General features: G+C 73.7%; 10 protein-coding genes. 7 read left to right on the forward strand and 3 right to left on the reverse strand.

What is annotated here, in order from left to right:
• Positions 1-191: 191 nt before the first annotated feature.
• Positions 192-2087, reverse strand: a complete 1896-nt coding sequence (locus ACFTWP_RS30915; RefSeq protein ID WP_380268244.1) for a ricin-type beta-trefoil lectin domain protein — start codon at positions 2085-2087, stop codon at positions 192-194.
• Between the two features lie 458 nt (positions 2088-2545).
• Between ACFTWP_RS30915 and ACFTWP_RS30920 the strand changes: the two genes are divergently transcribed.
• From ACFTWP_RS30920 to ACFTWP_RS30940, 5 genes are all read left to right on the forward strand, one after another.
• Complete coding sequence (locus tag ACFTWP_RS30920; RefSeq protein ID WP_380268245.1) at positions 2546-3958, forward strand: ricin-type beta-trefoil lectin domain protein; 1413 nt, start codon at positions 2546-2548, stop codon at positions 3956-3958.
• A gap of 53 nt (positions 3959-4011) precedes the next feature.
• Positions 4012-5175 (forward strand): alginate lyase family protein, encoded by a 1164-nt coding sequence (locus ACFTWP_RS30925; protein WP_380268268.1) that lies wholly within the window; start codon positions 4012-4014, stop codon positions 5173-5175.
• Positions 5176-5894: 719 nt separating this feature from the next.
• Positions 5895-8507 carry a class III lanthionine synthetase LanKC gene (gene lanKC / locus ACFTWP_RS30930; protein WP_380268246.1) on the forward strand — a complete coding sequence of 871 codons (2613 nt, stop codon included), beginning with the start codon at positions 5895-5897 and terminating at the stop codon, positions 8505-8507.
• A gap of 133 nt (positions 8508-8640) precedes the next feature.
• On the forward strand, positions 8641-8778 hold the full coding sequence (locus tag ACFTWP_RS30935; protein ID WP_380268247.1) for a SapB/AmfS family lanthipeptide: 138 nt from the start codon (positions 8641-8643) through the stop codon (positions 8776-8778).
• A gap of 172 nt (positions 8779-8950) precedes the next feature.
• Positions 8951-10765: an ABC transporter ATP-binding protein gene (locus ACFTWP_RS30940; protein ID WP_380268248.1), complete on the forward strand. Its 1815-nt coding sequence runs from the start codon at positions 8951-8953 to the stop codon at positions 10763-10765.
• A gap of 17 nt (positions 10766-10782) precedes the next feature.
• On the opposite strand, the gene ACFTWP_RS30945 is transcribed toward ACFTWP_RS30940, so the two are convergent.
• Positions 10783-12264, reverse strand: coding sequence for a DUF2252 domain-containing protein (locus tag ACFTWP_RS30945; RefSeq protein WP_380268249.1), 1482 nt, complete (start codon positions 12262-12264; stop codon positions 10783-10785).
• Positions 12265-13202: 938 nt separating this feature from the next.
• Between ACFTWP_RS30945 and ACFTWP_RS30950 the strand changes: the two genes are divergently transcribed.
• On the forward strand, positions 13203-13706 hold the full coding sequence (locus ACFTWP_RS30950; RefSeq protein WP_380268250.1) for a hypothetical protein: 504 nt from the start codon (positions 13203-13205) through the stop codon (positions 13704-13706).
• Between the two features lie 89 nt (positions 13707-13795).
• Here the strand turns inward: ACFTWP_RS30950 and ACFTWP_RS30955 are convergent, their stop codons facing one another.
• Positions 13796-14335, reverse strand: coding sequence for a histidine kinase (locus ACFTWP_RS30955; RefSeq protein WP_380268251.1), 540 nt, complete (start codon positions 14333-14335; stop codon positions 13796-13798).
• Between the two features lie 330 nt (positions 14336-14665).
• Here ACFTWP_RS30955 and ACFTWP_RS30960 point away from each other — a divergent pair, with 330 nt between their 5' ends.
• Positions 14666-16432, forward strand: coding sequence for an ABC transporter ATP-binding protein (locus ACFTWP_RS30960; protein WP_380268252.1), 1767 nt, complete (start codon positions 14666-14668; stop codon positions 16430-16432).
• The last annotated feature ends 106 nt before the right edge of the window (positions 16433-16538 follow it).

The following is a 16538-nucleotide window of genomic DNA, read 5'->3' on the forward strand; positions in this document are numbered from 1 at the left end:
GGGGGGGGGGGCCGGCGGCGGGGCGCGCGGGTGGGGGGGGGGCGGGGCGCCGGGCGCGCGGGGCCCGCCGGGGGGCCGGGGGCCGACCGCCCGGGCGGATCATCGTCCGGGCGGTCGTCGGGTCGGGCGGCGACCACGGTCGGGCGGTCCCCGCGGGTCGGGCGGTCGCCGGCGTCAGGCGGTCGGCGCCGTCAGGCGGTCGGCGCCGTCCACTTCTGGTTGGCGGCGCCCGTGCAGGTCCAGATCTGCGCCCTGGTGCCGTTCGCCGAGCTGTTGCCGGTGGCGTCCAGGCACTTGTTGGCGGCCGGGTTGACGATGTCGTGCGAGCCGGCCGAGTACGTCCACTGCTGGGCGCCGGAGCCGTTGCAGTCCCAGAGCTGCACCTTGCTGCCGTCCGCGGTGGCCCCGCCGGTCACGTCCAGGCACTTGCCGAGCGCGCGGACGGTGCCGTCCGTGCCGAGCGTCCAGGTCTGCGCGGTGGTGCCGTTGCAGTCGTAGAGCTGGACGGCGGTGCCGTTGGCGGTGGCGGCCGCGGCCACGTCCAGGCACTTGCCGGCCAGTCCGGTGATCTGCCCGCTCGCGCCGCCCTGGTTGCCGCCGCTGCCGTTCCAGGTGAAGGTGGCGGAGGTCTTGGCCGGCAGGTTGTAGGTGAAGTTCTGCCCGCCCCAGGCGACCCGGACGTTCTGCGCGCTGCCGCTGTCGTTGTAGGCGATCAGCGCCTTGGAGCCGTCCGGGTTCACCCAGGCGACGTTGGGCACGGCCGAGTTGGCGGTCGAGGCGATCCGGTAGGCGCCGGGCCGGACGAACTTGGTGAGGTGGCCCATCGTGTAGTACTCGACGGTGTAGTCCACCTGCCCGCTGCGCGAGTCGCCGTTGTGCACGGTGACCAGGCCGGTGCAGGTGCCGCAGCCGCCGTAGTGCGGGCCCATGTTCTGGTCGACCGCCAGGCTCCACTTGGTCACCGACTTACCCCAGTTGCGGGTGTAGTCGATGATGTTGCGCATGTCCTCCTGCTGCTGGTTGCCGATCCAGGTGCCGCCGGAGTGCTCGGTGTCGAAGGCGTCCACGCCGGGGTACTGGTTGTGCACCGTGGTCTGGGTGGCGACGTCGCCGCCGTACCCGTGCCAGGCGATGCCGCCGAAGTTGGGGTGGCTGCGGACGGCCGGGTCGTCGACGGTGGGCGCCGCGTAGGACGCGTACTGGTCCCAGTTCCAGTCCAGCGAGAGGACCTTGGTGTTCAGGCCGGCGCCGGCCAGGGCGGGCAGCAGGTTGGTCTTGGTGAAGTAGGCGAGCCCGGAGCCGTTCCAGCTCATCGACGGGTAGCCGGAGCAGCAGGTGGGCTCGTTCTGCACGGTCACGTACTTCACCGGTACGCCCTGGGCCTGGTAGGCCTGGAGGTACTTGACGAAGTACTGGGCGTAGCTGCCGTAGTAGTCGGACTTCAGCCAGCCGCCGTTGAGGTTGCCGCTGTCCTTCATCCACGCGGGCGCCGTCCAGGGCGAGGCCATCACGCTCAGGCCGGGGTTGAGCTGCGCGGCCTGCTTGGTGAGCGGCAGCACGTCCGCCAGGTCGTGGGCGATGGAGAAGCCGGTGAGCGCGGGGTCGCTCTGGCCCGCCGGGCGGTCGTCGTAGGTGTAGCCGAACCGGGCGAGGTCGGAGGAGCCCATCGGGTTGCGGACGAAGGAGAGCCCGATGCCGTCGGTGGGCGAGAAGAGCGCCCGCATGGTGGCGTCGCGGGTGGCGGGGCTCAGGGCGCCGCTGCTGTTCAGCAGCCAGGCGGCGGTGTCGGTGAAGGAGGCCCCGCCGCCGGTGAACTGCTGGTAGCGGGTGCTGTCGTCGACGGTGATCAGCTGGCCGCCGCTGCCCGAGCCGGCGCCGAAGGCGATGCCGGCCTGCTGCTGGAGTCCTCGGGTGACGTGCCGGCCGCCGGCGTCGTCGGTGGTGGTCAGCCAGACCGAGACGGGCTCGCCGGCCGCGTGGGCGGCGGTGCCCGAGGTCAGCAGACCGGTGGCGGCGAGGGCGCCGGCGAGCAGCGCGGCGCCGGCGGTGCGGGCCCGGGGGCGGTGGGCAGATCGGTGCCTGGACATGGTCGGCTCCGGATTCCGTGAGCCGAGGCGGGACCTGACACACCCGCAGGTGCGGGCGGACCGCCTCGGGGGTGAAGGGGCGACACCCGGCGGGACGGGGGCTCGGGGAGCGTTTGCCGGTGTCGGGGAGCGATTCAACTCCTGGACACGGCGAAGCGTCAAGCCTTTGGTCTCTACCAATTGTCGTCAACTCGTGAAGACCGGGCGCCCCCCATGTGGCAGTTGATCGTTCATCAGTTGACGGAAAGACGGTTAGTAAACCTTCCAGTCAATAACCCTTGACGTCAGCCCGTCAGGTCCGGTTGACTCCGGTGCCGAGCCGGGCGGCAACGCCCCCGACCGGGACGCCGGCCGTCCCCGAACGTCGTCCGACGCCTCCCCCGCGCCCTCCGGGCGCCCGCCGGACGCCCCGTCACCGCACCCGGCCGACCCCCCACACGGTCCTCAGGAGGACACCCATGCGACGCCTCTCACGCCTGACCGCGGTACTCGCGCCGCTCGCCCTGGCCGCCGGCACCCTGCTGGCGGCGGCCCCGGCGGCGACCGCCGCGGCCAACCCCGGCCCCGGCTTCCCCGCCCAGTACGCCGCGCCCTACGTCGAGACCTGGGGCTCCCCCAGCGCGCTCGCCAACGCCCGCAACGCGACCGGCCTCAAGTACTTCACCCTCGCCTTCGTCATCAGCGACGGCAGCTGCAACGCCACCCTCAACGGCAACACCCCCATCACGGATGCCGGCTGGCAGTCGGCGATCAACAGCCTGCGGGCCGCCGGCGGCGACGTGATCGCCTCCTTCGGCGGTGCGTCCGGCACCGAACTCGGCCAGGCCTGCACCACGGTGAGCAGCCTGAAGGCCCAGTACAAGCGGGTGGTCGACACCCTCAACCTCACCAAGATCGACCTCGACATCGAGGGCGGCGCGCTGGGCGACACCACCGCCAACGACCGCCGCAACCAGGCCCTCGCGCAGCTCCAGCAGGAGTACGCCGCCGCCGGCCGCACCCTGGCCGTGCACTACACCCTGCCGGTCAACCCGACCGGCCTGGAGTCCAACTCGATCAGCCTGCTCAACAACGCCAAGAGCCGCGGCCTGAACGTCGGCGTGGTCAACATCATGACCATGGACTACGGCCCCACCCTGGACATGGGCAAGGCCGCCACCGACGCCGCCACCGCGCTGCACACCCAGCTCGGGCAGATCTGGACCACCAAGACCTCCCAGCAGCTCTGGGCCATGGAGGGCAACACCCCCATGATCGGGGTGAACGACAGCACCAACGAGGTGTTCACCACCGCCAACGCCACCACCCTGACCAACTTCGCCCGCACCAACGGCATCCAGCTGCTGGCCTTCTGGGCCCTCGGCCGGGACAAGGCCTGCGCCACCAACGGCACCCTGTCCGACTCCTGCAGCGGGACCCCGCAGAGCGCCTACCAGTTCGCGAGCACCTTCAACGCCGTCACCGGCGGCGGCACCGGCACCCCCCGTCCGACCGGCCGGATCACCGGCTACGGCGGCAAGTGCGTGGACGTCGCGGCGGCCTCCAGCGTCAACGGCACGGCGATCCAGCTGTACGACTGCAACGGCACCACCGCCCAGAACTGGACGGTCGGCGCGGACGGTTCGCTGCAGGCCCTCGGCAAGTGCCTGGACGCCACCGGCGCCGGCACCGCGAACGGCACCCAGCTCCAGCTCTGGGACTGCAACGGCACCGGCGCCCAGAAGTGGCAGCCGGGCAGCGGCTCGACCCTGGTCAACCCGGTCTCCGGCCGCTGCGTCGACGCCACCGGCCCCAGCTCCGCGAACGGCACCCGGCTGCAGCTCTGGGACTGCTTCGGTGCGGCCAACCAGCAGTGGCAGATCCCGGCCTGACGCCGGAACGACCGGGAGGAGAGGAGCCCACCGTGAACCGTCGCCTGCGCAGCCTGCCCGCCCTGGCCGGCCTGCTGACCCTGCTGGCCTCGGGCCTGACCGCCGCGCCCGCCGCGGAGGCCGCGCCCACCGCCTTCGCGCACCCCGGAGTGCTGGACAGTCGTGCCCAACTCGACTTCGTCCGGGCCAAGGTGAAGGCCGGCGAGCAGCCGTGGAAGGCCGCCTACGACCAGATGCACGCGAGCAGGTACGCCTCGCTCAGCCGCACCCCCAAGCCGCGCGCGGTGGTCGAGTGCGGCTCGTACTCCAACCCCAACTACGGGTGCACCGACGAGCGTGAGGACGCCATCGCGGCGTACACGCTGGCCCTGGAGTGGTACATCACCCAGGACAGCCGTTACGCGGCCAAGGCCGTCCAGATCATGGACGCCTGGTCCGGCACGATCACCGACCACACCAACAGCAACGCCCCGCTCCAGACCGCCTGGTCGGCCTCCAGCTGGCCGCGCGCCGCCGAGATCATCCGGTACACCTACACCGGCTGGGCCAGCGACAAGGTCACCCGGTTCGGCACCATGCTGCGCAACGTCTACCTGCCCGAGGTCGTCAACGGCTCGAACAGCAACGGCAACTGGGAACTCAGCATGAACGAGGCCACGATCGGCATCGCGGTGTTCCTGAACGACCGCACGGTCTACGACAAGGCGGTCACCAAGTTCCGCGGCCGGGTGCCGGCGTACATCTACCTGGCGTCCGACGGTGCGCTGCCGAAGACCGCGCCGGGCAGCGGCCTCACCACCCGCGACCAGATCGTCTCGTTCTGGCAGGGCCAGGGCACCTTCGTCGACGGGCTCACCCAGGAGACCTGCCGGGACTTCACCCACACCGGGTACGGCCTCTCGGCGATCGCGCACGTCGCCGAGACCAGCCGGATCCAGGGCCAGGACCTGTACCCCGAGGTCGCCGACCGGCTGCGGCACGCCCTGGGCTTCCAGGCCAAGTACGAGCTGGGCACGGCCGTTCCGTCCTGGCTCTGCGGCGGCAGCCTCAAGACGGGCCTCGGCCCGGTCACCGAGGTGGGCTTCAACGCCCTGCACAACCGGCTCGGCTACGGCATGGACAACACCCAGGCGCTCACCGAGCAGCGCCGCCCGGCCGGGACCGACAACCTGTTCACGTCCTGGGAGACCCTGACCCACGCGGGCAACCCGGCCTGACCGGGCCCCGCGCCCCGACGGGCCGGGGGTGAGGCGCCGACGCGCCCCGCCCCCGGCCCGTCCGGCGTGTCCGGTGCCGGCTCCGGTCCCGGCGTGTCCGGTCCCGGTGCGACCGGCGTGTCCGGCCCCGGTGCGTTCCTCCGACGAGGAGACTGCTATTTTCACCTCGGCCTAATATCCGATCGTTATTAGGACAGATAATCGAGCGCAGACAGTGTGTTCACGTGCTGTCTTCGAATTCCCGAGCCCCTCCGGGCGAGCGGGGGCCGTCGACGACGTGAACCGCGACCTCCGTGCGCCGTCTCACTCCGGTGCGCCGGCCGACCCCGGCACCGCACCGGACCGGCGGGGCTCCTCTCACATCTGCGCAGTTCAGCCGCACTGTGCCACGGTCGCACGGACCTCGGCGGCAGCGACCGACCCACCACCGGACACCCCTTCGGGCGGGCGCCGCGAAGGGGGAGCGGCGCACGTACGCGCCCGACGGCTCGTTCGAGAGCCCGGCATTGCGCCGTCGTGAATATTCCGACGAAATACCCGCTGATACGCCGTTGCGTACGAACTCCGATGCCCCCAACAATTCGGATAGTCGCATCACGGACCGGGATTCTCCGGCCCCCGGTCGCCGGTCTCCCGGCGACTCCTGCCTCCCGGGCGGTGACAGATGCCGGCGCCCGCGCTGTCCCACCTGCACACGCCCCGCACCGAGGAGGGTTCCGTTGGACAACCAGTACGAGGCCTACGCCTACGCCGACCCGCTCTTCTACGACTCGCCCCGGCGCTGGGGCGCCCCCGAGGAGTTCGCCGCCGTCGACCGCCCGCTGCCGGCCGGCTGGGAGCGCGGCGACCTGGAGATCTGGGCCGTGGTACGGCCGGTGGGCGTCCGCATACCCTCGCAGGGCTGGAAGATCCACGTGTCCGCCTGCGCCGAGGACGCCGAGGCGGTGCTGGAGGAGGTCCACGCCTACTGCCTGCGCGAGCGCGTCACGTTCAAGTTCCTCCGCGGCCTGCCCATCCTCCAGGTTCAGAACTCCAAGTACGCACCCCGCGGCTCCAGTGGGAAGTTCTGCACGCTCTACCCCGTGGACGACGCCCAGCTGGAACGATGTCTGAGCGGCCTCGGCCCCCTGCTGGCCGGCCGCCGGGGGCCCTACATCCTCAGCGACCTGCGCTGGCAGGAGGGCCCGCTCTACCTGCGGTACGGGGGCTTCGCCGAGCGCCACTGCCGCAACGAGGCCGGCGAGCGGGTGCTCGCCCTCGCCGGACCGGACGGGCGGCTGGTGCCCGACGTCCGGGGCGCCGGCTTCGCCGTCCCCGACTGGGTGCCGGTACCCGCCGTGATCGCACCGGCGGTCGCCGAGCGCGCGGCGCACAGGGACAGCGGCCTGCCGTACACGGTGGAGCGCGTCCTGCACTTCTCCAACGCGGGGGGCGTCTACCTGGCCCGCGACGGGGCCGACGGACCGCAGCTGGTGCTGAAGGAGGCACGGCCGTTCGCCGGGCTGGACCAGCGCGGGGTCGACGCCGTGACCCGGCTGCGCAACGAGCACGCGATCCTGCTCCGGCTGGCCGGCGTGCCCGGCGTCCCGGCCCAGCACGGACTGCTGACGGCCTGGGAACACGAGTTCCTGGTCCAGGAGTTCGTCGAGGGCCGGTCGCTCAGCGAGTGGCTGACCACCCGCTACCCGCTGATCCACCCGGACGCCGACGAGGCCGCCGTCGCCGAGTACACCCGCGAGGCACTGCAGATCGTGGCGCGGGTGGAGGCGGCGCTGGCCGCGATCCACGCCCGCGGTGTCGTCTTCGGCGACCTCCACCCCCGCAACCTGATCGTCCGGCCGAACGGTGACATCTGCTTCATCGACTTCGAACTCGCCAGTGCCGAGGACGACTTCGTCCGCCCCGCACTGGGCGCGGCCGGCTTCACCGCTCCCCGGGGGTACAGCGGGACGCAGGTCGACCGGTACGGGCTGGCCGCGATCAGGCTCTGGCTGTTCCTGCCGCTGGCGCAGCTGACCGCGCTCGACCCGGGCAAGGCCGGGGAGCTCGCCGACGCGGTCGAGCGCCGCTTCCCCGTGCCGCCCGGCTACGCCGACGAGATCCGCCGGCTGCTCGGCCCCTCCCCCGGGGACGGCCGCGCGCCCCGCCCCGAGCTGGGCCTGCGCCGTGCGGAGACCGGTGCGCTGCTGGCCGCACCGACGCCCGACTGGCCGGCGATCAGGGACTCGTTGGCCGCCGGCATCGCCGCGATGGCCACCCCCGAACGCGAGGACCGGCTCTTCCCCGGGGACGTCGCCCAGTTCACCCGCGGCGCCCTGGGCCTCGCGCACGGCGCGGCGGGCACCCTGTACGCCCTGCACGCCACCGGCGCCGCCGTCGACCCGGGCCACGTGAACTGGCTGGTCCGCGCCGCCCGCACCCGGCCGACCGCACCGGGCCTGTACTTCGGCGGCCACGGCGTGGCGTACGCGCTGGACCTGCTCGGCGAACGCGAGGCGGCGCTGGCCCTGTTGGGACGCCTCGACCGGGCGCCGGAGGAGGATCCGGGGCCGGGGCTGGCCACCGGAGCGCCCGGGATCGCTCTGACCCTGCTGCACTTCGCCACCGCCACCGGCGACGCCCGGCTGCTGGACGAGGCGCTCTCCCTCACCCGGTCCGCGGCCGACGTCCTGGAGAAGGCCGGCCGCGGTGATCCCCGACGCCGGGCGGGCCTGCTGGCCGGCGCCTCCGGCACGGCGCTCGCACTGGTCCGGCTGTACGAGCGGACAGGTGAACAGGCCCTGCTCGACCAGGCGGAGCACCTGCTGGAGCTGGACCTCGACCGGTGCGCGGCCATGCCCGACGGCACCTTCCAGGTGGTCGACGGCCGCCGGGTACTGCCCTACGTGGAGACCGGCAGCGCCGGCATCGGGCTCGTCCTGGACGCCCTGCTGGCCCACCGCCCCGACAGCCCCTCGGCCGCCCACGTGGCGCGGATCCGGCGGGCGGCCGAGCCCGAGTTCATCATCCAGCCCGGGCTGTTCAACGGGCGGGCCGGACTGCTCGGCTACCTGGCCCTCACCGCGGGCCGGGCGGCCGGGGCGGCACCGGACGACGGAGCGGCCGAGGCGGCCCTGCTCACCCGCCAACGGGTACTGCTGGGCCTGCACCAGGTCAGCTACCGGGGCGAACTCGCCTTCCCCGGAGACCAGTTGCTCCGCCTCTCGGCGGACCTGGCCACCGGCTCGGCCGGTGTGCTGCTGGCCCTCGGCACCGCCCTGGCCGGCACCCCCTTCCTCCCGTGGACCGGCCGGACGGGCGCGAAGCCGGCGGCCGCCACCACCCTCGACTGACGGGCTCCGAGCCCCGTCCGTCGCCACCCGCCGAAGGGCCGCAGGCCCCGGCGCCCGGGCGCACCCGCGCCCCCACCGACCCCCGGCCGCCGGCCGGGTAGCACCACCCCCTTGTAGTGAAACGGAGAACATCATGGCGATCCTCGACCTCCAGACCATGGACCTGCCCGAGACCGAGGCGGCCCCGATCGACGACACCCTCGCCAGCACCAGCTCGCTGAGCGTCCTCAACTGCGGCACCAGCACCGTCAGCACGCTGATCTGCCTCTGACCCGTACCCCTGCCCCTCGGGGCACGGAGTACGGCGGAGCCGGCCGGGCCCTCAGTGCGGGCCCGGCCGGGCACCGGGCCGGAACGGCACACCGCCGCTCCGGCCCGTTCCGCGCCGCCTCCCGGGTCCGCCCGGCGGGCACCCGCCCCTGCGCACCACCAGAGAGGTTGCCGTGGCCGACCAGTCCCCCGGGGCGCGTTCGCAGACTCCCGTCCGATCCGACGCGACCGCGCGAACGCGCGCCCGCACCGACCGCAGCGCACCCGCCCGGGTGCGGCTGCGCCGCGAACTGACCGCCGAGCCCGGGCGGCTCGGCTGCGCCCTCGTCCTGGCGCTGGGCGCCACGGCCGCGGCCCTGGCCCTCCCGCTGCTGGTCCAACGGATCATCACCGACTTCTCCGCGCACCGGCCGCTCGGCCCGGACGTGCTGCTGATGTGCGCGGCGGCCGTCGGCGGCGCCCTCACCCAGGCCGCCTCGGGGTTCCTGCTGGCCCGGATCGGCGAGCGGATGACCTACCGGCTGCGGATCCGGATCATGGAGCACGCGCTCGGGCTGCCGCTGGCCGTCGTCCGCGCCCAGGGCACCGGGGAGCTCGCGGCCCGGATCACCTCGGACGCCATGCTGCTGCGCCAGGTGGTGGAGATCGCCACCCAGCTGCCGCTGGCGGCGCTGACCGTCACCGCCACCCTGCTCGTGATGGTGTGGATCGACTGGGTGCTCACCGCGGTCACGGTCGCCGCGCTGGTCGTCCTGATGGTGCTGGTGCTGCTGATCCTGCGCCGGATGAAGGACAACGTCACCGGGCAGCAGAACGCGGTGGGGCGGATCTCCCAGCGCTTCACGGCCGATCTGGAGGCGCTGACCACCATCAAGGCCTACCGGGCCGAGCCGGTGGCCGCCCGGGCGCTCGCCGCCGACGCCGAGCGGCTGCGGGCCGTCTCACTGGCCGGCGCGCGGCTCGGCGCGCTCATCCCGGCGGCGCTCACCCTCGGCAACCAGTGCGCGATGATCGCCGTGATCCTCACCGGCGGTGCCCGGCTGGCGGCCGGCGAGATCGGGGTGGCGGCGTTCGCGGCGTTCCTGCTCTACCTGCTCCAGACCGTGCCGTCGGTGAGCACGCTGGCCACCGGTTTCGGCCGGCTGCAGGCCGGCCTGGCCGCCCGGGACCGCTGCAACGACCTGCTGGCGCTGGCCCCGGAGAGCGATCCGCAGGACGTCGACCGCATCGCACCGACCCCGCTGCCGGACGCCCCGTCCGTGGTCTTCCGCGCCGTCTCCTACACCCACGCCGGGGCCGGCGACGCCGCCCTGCGCGGGATCTCCTTCACCACCGCCCGCACCGGACTGACCGCCGTGGTGGGGCCCTCGGGGGCCGGCAAGAGCACCGCGCTCTCGCTGATCGACCGGTTCATCCGGCCCTCCTCCGGCTCGATCACCGTGCTCGGCCACGACGCCCGGCACTGGCCGCTGGACGCGCTACGGGCCCGGATCGCGTACGTGGACCAGGCCTTCACCCTGCTGGAGGCCACCGCCCGGGAGAACCTGCAGCTCGGCCGGAGCCGGCGGGCGAGCGACCGCGAGCTCGCGGCGGCCCTGGACGCCGTGGGCCTCACCGAGGACATCGCCCGGCTGCCCCAGGGGCTCGACACCCCGCTCGGCCGGGAGTCGGACCTCTCCGGCGGCCAGCGCCAGCGGATGGCCCTGGCCCGCGCGCTGCTCTCGGACGCGGACATCGTCCTCCTCGACGAGCCCACCAGCCAGCTGGACGGGCTGAACGAACAGCGCTTCCGAACGGTGGTGGAGGAGCTGGCGGCGACCCGCGCCGTGATCGTGGTGGCCCACCGGCTCTCGACCGTCCAGCACGCCCACCACGTGATCATGCTCACCGGGGGCACCGTCGTCGACGCCGGCGACCACCCCACCCTGCTGGAGCGCTGCACCCCCTACCGGGAGCTGGTCGCCAGTCAGCGCGTCCCTGCGCTCTGACGGGCCCGGCGGTGCCGCTACTCCGTCTCCCGCTCCGCGACCACCCGGCCGGAGGCCACCGCCTCCTCCAGCGCCCGGAAGTCGCGCTCGTTCTGGTCGGCGTACGCCTCGGCGAACCCCACCAGCGCCCGGTCGAAGGAGTCGCCGCCGCCGAGATAGGACCCGATCGCGATCGGGTCCCCCGAGCGGGCGTGCGCCCGCGCCAGGGTCGCGCCGCACAGCTCGCCGAAGCCCTGCAGCCCCTTCGGTGACATGAGCTCGGGCTTGGCGATGCCCTTCCAGTCGCGCAGCTGGCGGATGTAGAAGTCGCGCTGGCGCCCGTCGATGCCCGTGGTCCGCTCCCAGCCGAGGAAGATGTCGCTGGTGGCCTGCATCAGCCGCTGGCCCGCGACCACGCGCTCGCCCTGGTTGTCGTACTCGCTGGCACCCACGTGGGCGGCGAGGACGGACGGCCCGGCCTCCTTGGCCTGCAGGAAGAGCGGGTCCTCGTCGTCCCGGCCGAGCAACAGGATGATCCAGCACCGGGTGCCGACGCTCCCGACGCCGACCACCTTGCGGGCCACGCTGGCCACCTGGTACTGGCTGAGCAGGTACCGGCGGTCGGACGGGAGGCTGCGGGCGTAGCTCTCCACCAGCCGGCCGAACTGGTCCTCCATGGCGGTGTGCTCGGCGTCCGGCAGGATGTCGCGCAGCGGCACCAGCAGGGGCGGGTCGGCCGCGATCCGGCGCCGGCCGTCGACCACCTCGGTGAGCCGGTCGTAGGCCTGCAGGCTGTCCCGGGAGTGGGCCTTCTCCACGGCCTTCTCCAGGTTCTTGCGCCCGGCCTTCTCCAGTCGCCGCCCCGCGGCCACCTCGCGCAGGCGCTCCACATCCGCCTGGGCGTACCAGACGTCGATCCGGCGCATCCCGCCGAAGATCCGCATCCGCTCGCGGTACGAGCCGACGGCGCCGCGCACGATGTCGGCGCGCTCCGCGTCGTCGAAGCCGTTGGCCCGGCCGGCGATCACCAGACTGGTCGCCAACCGCTTGACGTCCCACTCCCAGGGCCCCGGCAGGGTCTCGTCGAAGTCGTTGATGTCGAAGAGCAGATGGCGCTCCGGCGAGGCCATCAGCCGGAAGTTCAGCAGGTGCGCGTCACCGCAGAGCTGGGTGCGCAGGCCCGAGTCCGGGCTCCCGGCGAGGTCGGCGGCCATGATCGCGGCGGCGCCCCGGTAGAAGCGGAACGGGGACTCGGTCATCCGCCCGTAGCGGATCGGGATGAGCTCGGGCAGCCGCTCGGCCGACTGCGCCTCCAGGAGGTCCACCGGGTCCGCCCGGCCCGCCGGCGGCTCGAACCAGCCGTGGCCCGACCTGGGCGACGTCGTCCGGGCCGCCTTGCCCCGGGCGGCGCGCTCCTGGGGCGTGTGGCTCCGATCGAAGGTGAGGCCCGCGGGCGCCGGCTTCTTCCTCCTGGCGGCGGCCTTCTTACCGGTGGTGGCCTTGGGCCGTGCAGTTGTCATGCGAAGGTCCTCCTCACGCGGCGCGAACGGCGGGCGAGGGGCGGCTGCCCCGGCCCGTCGCCACGGCCCGTCTCCCGGCCCGATCGGCTGCTGCGCCGGCGGGGCCGGGCCGCCGGTTCCACCGGGCGGCTGCTCCGATCATCGCGGCTCGCGGCGGACCCGGCATCATCTGCCGCGCGCCACGCCGGGCAACCGGGCGCGGCTACCCGCAGGTAGGGGTCGCGGCCGCCGCGTGCACCGTGCGCATGGCGCGAGGGCCTGGCGGCTCGACGGTGCGAGGGCTCGGGCGCGCGGCCGTGCCGCGGGCGCCTTCGGGGTGGACGTGCAGCAGCCCCGGACCGGGGGGAGGGTCCGGGGCTGCGCTGCGGGCGGCCCGCCCGGGGGGAGTGTACGGGCCGTCCCGACAACACGTCTGACCCGGATCGCGGCGGGCAAACCCGATCGGCGGGCACCGGTTTCTTCTCCGGTTTCTCCGGGCCGCGGGGCGGGGGCCGTCCCGCCGGCGGGACGGTCGGCGCCGAGCCCGCCGGAGCACCCGGTCAGGTCGCGATCCGCCGCCGGGCCGCGTGCCGGGCACCACCGCGGCTATGTCGCCGGAACACCGTCGAGCGGGCCCGGCGATGGCCCCGCCCGGAGCCGGCCAGGACGACCGCGAGCAGCAGCGGAGCGGTGAGCAGCAGGAGGGCCACCATCACGGGCGCCTTTCGTCGGGGGCCGGTTGCCAACCAGCGTGTCCCGACCCGGCCTGCGGAAATCCTGTGCAGAGCCGTTCGGCCCGCATGATCACCCGGAGGGCCGAGTCGTACACCCACCATCGGCCCCACCGAAGCGCCCCGGCCGGCGGACGCCCCCGACCGTGACCCTGGGCAGGCGCCCGCCTCCCCAGGGTGTTCAATGAGCAGGCCCGGCAGGGCACGAACGGAGAGGACACCCCCAGGATGGGACGCACGAAGGCCGGCAAGCCGCGGCGGGAGCGGGCCGCGGCCGAGTACTCGCTGCAGGAGTTGCAGCCGCCCGGCTACGACGAGTGGATCACCGTCGCGGCCGGGATCAGCCCCGACCGGGCCGCCGCCGATCCGCAGATCACCCCGGGCGCGGTGGGCATGATGCGGCGCCTGGCCCGGCTGCGGCCACTGTACGGACCGAACGTCCCGGTGCAGGCGCTCTGGCTGGACCTGGCTGTGGACGAGGGCGAGCTGCGGCTGCGCCGCGCCGGCGGCACCACCTCGGTGCCCGTGTCGGAGCTGGCCGGCCTGCTGGGCGCCGGCGGCGGCTCGGAGCAGGAGCAGCGAGCCGGCATCCACGCGCTGCACGCGCGCGGTGCGGTGCTGGTCGAACCCGACCAGGAGCAGACCGTCCTGCGCGTGGTGACCGGCCGGCCGAAGCGCCCGGGCGACCCGTGGCTCCTCGGCGACGGCCCGCAGGACGTGCCCGGGGAGTAGCCCGGCCGCCCCGGCTGACCCGCCCGGCTCCGGCTGCCCTGACGGATCGGCTGGATCCGCCGGCCCGGTCGGCTCGGCCGGATCGGCCCTCAGTGCACGTCCTCCGGACCGCGCGCCTCCTCCTCGTGCTCCTTGCGCACCTCGTCCTCGGCCGCCTCCTGGGCGGATCGGACCTCCGCCTCCACCTCCTCGGCCGGGCGGCGGACGAGCCTACCGCCGTGCCGCGCGGCCAGCGCGTCGGCCGCGGTCGGGGACTCCTCCCGCACCTCGGCGATCAGCAGGGCCTTGCCCTCCGCGAGACCGCTGCTGAACACCGTCAGGCTCTCCGCGGCGTCCTGAAAGCGTTTGAGCTCGCTCACGCCGCCCAGCACGGTGCCCGCCGTCCAGCCGAGGAAGAACCCGACCGGGCCGGCCAGCAGTCCGACCAGGCCGCCGACGATCCCGCTCACCACGGTCGGCGTCCCGGCTCCGTGCACCCAGCTCTCGGGCACGTCGAGGATGCCCTCGGCCGACCGCTCCAGGACGGCCGCCTGACGGACCCCTGGCAGCTCCTTGGCCTCCTCGTAGGCGGCCCGGACGGCCACCGGGTCGTCGAAGGTGACGAACAGCATGCTGTGCGATTCCGGCATCGAAGGGCCCTCTCCTCGTGACTCGCGGGTACACGCTGCACGTTAGGCCGTGTCAGGTGGTTCGCGTCGGATCAGCGCGCGAATCCCCCGCGTCTCCCGCCCGAGCCGGGGTCGCGCGACCTCCCGGCCGAGGGCGCGGGCCAGCCGGGCAGCGGCCGGACGGCGCCGCGCCCTCCCGGTCGACCGCGTCGACCGTCGGCCCGCACCCGGCCGCACCGGAGACCCGCTCGGCGGCGCCGGAAAGGAGTGTCGCCGAAGGCCGCCGCGCTGCGAGGATGGGCGCACCCTCGCCTCCCTCCCCGCACCGCACTCCGCCCCCAGGAGACGTTCATGGCGTTGCCGCAAGGCCCGCTCAGCCACCGCTACCGTGGCGAACACCCCGTCCGTACGCTGGTCTACCTCTTCCAGCCCGATCGGCGGCGGGTACTGCTCGCCGTCCTCGCCTACTTCGCCAAGCACACCCCGGTCTGGCTGCTGCCGCTGATCACCGCCAACATCATCGACGTCGTGGTCCAGCACCGGCCGATATCGGTGCTGTGGTGGAACGCGGCCGTCCTGCTGGTGATCCTGCTGCTCAACCTGCCGCTGCACCTGCTCTACGTCCGCTGGATGCACGGCAGCATCCGCCGCACCGGCACCCGGCTGCGCTCCGCGCTCTGCCACCGGATGCAACAGCTCTCGATCGGCTACCACTCCCGGGTCAGCGCCGGTGTGCTGCAGGCCAAGGTGGTCCGGGACGTCGAGGGCATCGAGAACGCCACCCAGCAGACCGCCGACATGGGGCTGGGCGCCGTCGCCACCCTGACCGGCGGCGTGGTGGTGCTCGCGGTGCAGGCGCCGGTGTTCCTGCCGGTGTTCCTGGTCATCGTGCCGGCCTCGGCCCTCCTGGTGGTGCGGCTGCGTGAGCGGCTGCGCTCCGACAACGAGTCGTTCCGGGTCCAGGTGGAGCAACTCTCCTCCCGGATCAACGAGATGACGACGCTCATCCCGATCACCCGGGCGCACGGCCTGGAGCGCACGGCGCTGCGCCGGGTCGACCGGACGCTGGGGTCGGTGCTCAGCGCGGGGCTGCGCCTGGACCTGCTGAACGGCCGGTTCGGCGCGCTCACCTGGATCCTGCTGAACGCGATCGGCGTGAGCTGCCTGGCCGGCTCCGCGCTGGTCGCGTACTACGGCTGGATGAACGTCAGCGCGGGCCAGGTGGTCATGCTCAGCGCCTACTTCTCCACCCTCACCGGCTCGGTGACCAGCCTGATGAGCCTGACCCCGGTCATCGGCAAGGGGCTGGCCTCGGTCCGCTCGGCGGGCGAGGTGCTGCAGGCCCCGGACCTGGAGGTCAACTCCGGCAAGGCGGACGTCGAGCAGGTCCGTGGCCGGGTGGACTTCCGCGGCGTCGGCTACCGCTACGAGGGCGCCGACCGGCCCTCGATCGAGGGCTTCGACCTGACCGTCCGCCCGGGTGAGACCATCGCGCTGGTGGGCGGCTCGGGTGCGGGCAAGTCGACGGTGCTGAACCTGGTGATCGGGTTCCTGCGTCCGACGGAGGGCCGGATCCTGCTGGACGGCCGGGACATGGAGTCGCTGGACCTGCGCAGCTACCGCAGGTTCCTCTCCGTCGTCCCGCAGGAGTCGATCCTCTTCGAGGGCACCGTCCGCGAGAACGTGACCTACGGGCTGCCGACCGTGCCGGAGGAGACCGTCCGCGCGGCCCTGCGGGACGCCAACGCGCTGGAGTTCATCGACCGGCTGCCGCAGGGTCTGGACACCGTCGTCGGCGAACGCGGGGCCCGGCTCTCCGGTGGCCAGAAGCAGCGGCTGGCGATCGCCCGCGCGTTGATCCGCGATCCGCGGGTGCTCGTCCTGGACGAAGCCACCTCGGCGCTCGACTCGCGGTCGGAGGCGCTGGTGCAGCAGGCGCTGGGCCGGCTGGTCCGGGGCCGGACGGTCTTCGTGGTGGCGCACCGGTTGTCGACCATCAAGGGCGCGGACCGGATCGTGGTGCTGGAGGACGGCCGGATCGCCGAGATCGGTTCGCACGCCGAACTGCTCCGCGGCGGTGGCGCGTACGCGGGTCTGCAGGCGGCCCAGCTGGCCTGACCGGCTGCCGACGCCGGGGTGCGGGGCGGGGGGGGGGGGGGCGGCGCCCGCCCCCCCCCCCCCCCGCCCCCCCCCAGCAGGGGAACCACCGGCGGCGGGGGGGCCG

Source organism: Kitasatospora sp. NPDC057015 (assembly GCF_042673745.1).
Taxonomy (GTDB): Bacteria; Actinomycetota; Actinomycetes; order Streptomycetales; family Streptomycetaceae; genus Kitasatospora.

What these genes read in the sequence shown, in the direction of transcription:
- ACFTWP_RS30915 (WP_380268244.1), bottom strand. Translation starts at nt 2,087, where the DNA reads ATGTCCAGGCACCGATCTGCCCACCGCCCCCGGGCCCGCACCGCCGGC.
- ACFTWP_RS30920 (WP_380268245.1), top strand. Translation starts at nt 2,546, where the DNA reads ATGCGACGCCTCTCACGCCTGACCGCGGTACTCGCGCCGCTCGCCCTG.
- ACFTWP_RS30935 (WP_380268247.1), top strand. Translation starts at nt 8,641, where the DNA reads ATGGCGATCCTCGACCTCCAGACCATGGACCTGCCCGAGACCGAGGCG.
- ACFTWP_RS30945 (WP_380268249.1), bottom strand. Translation starts at nt 12,264, where the DNA reads ATGACAACTGCACGGCCCAAGGCCACCACCGGTAAGAAGGCCGCCGCC.
- ACFTWP_RS30950 (WP_380268250.1), top strand. Translation starts at nt 13,203, where the DNA reads ATGGGACGCACGAAGGCCGGCAAGCCGCGGCGGGAGCGGGCCGCGGCC.
- ACFTWP_RS30955 (WP_380268251.1), bottom strand. Translation starts at nt 14,335, where the DNA reads ATGCCGGAATCGCACAGCATGCTGTTCGTCACCTTCGACGACCCGGTG.
- ACFTWP_RS30960 (WP_380268252.1), top strand. Translation starts at nt 14,666, where the DNA reads ATGGCGTTGCCGCAAGGCCCGCTCAGCCACCGCTACCGTGGCGAACAC.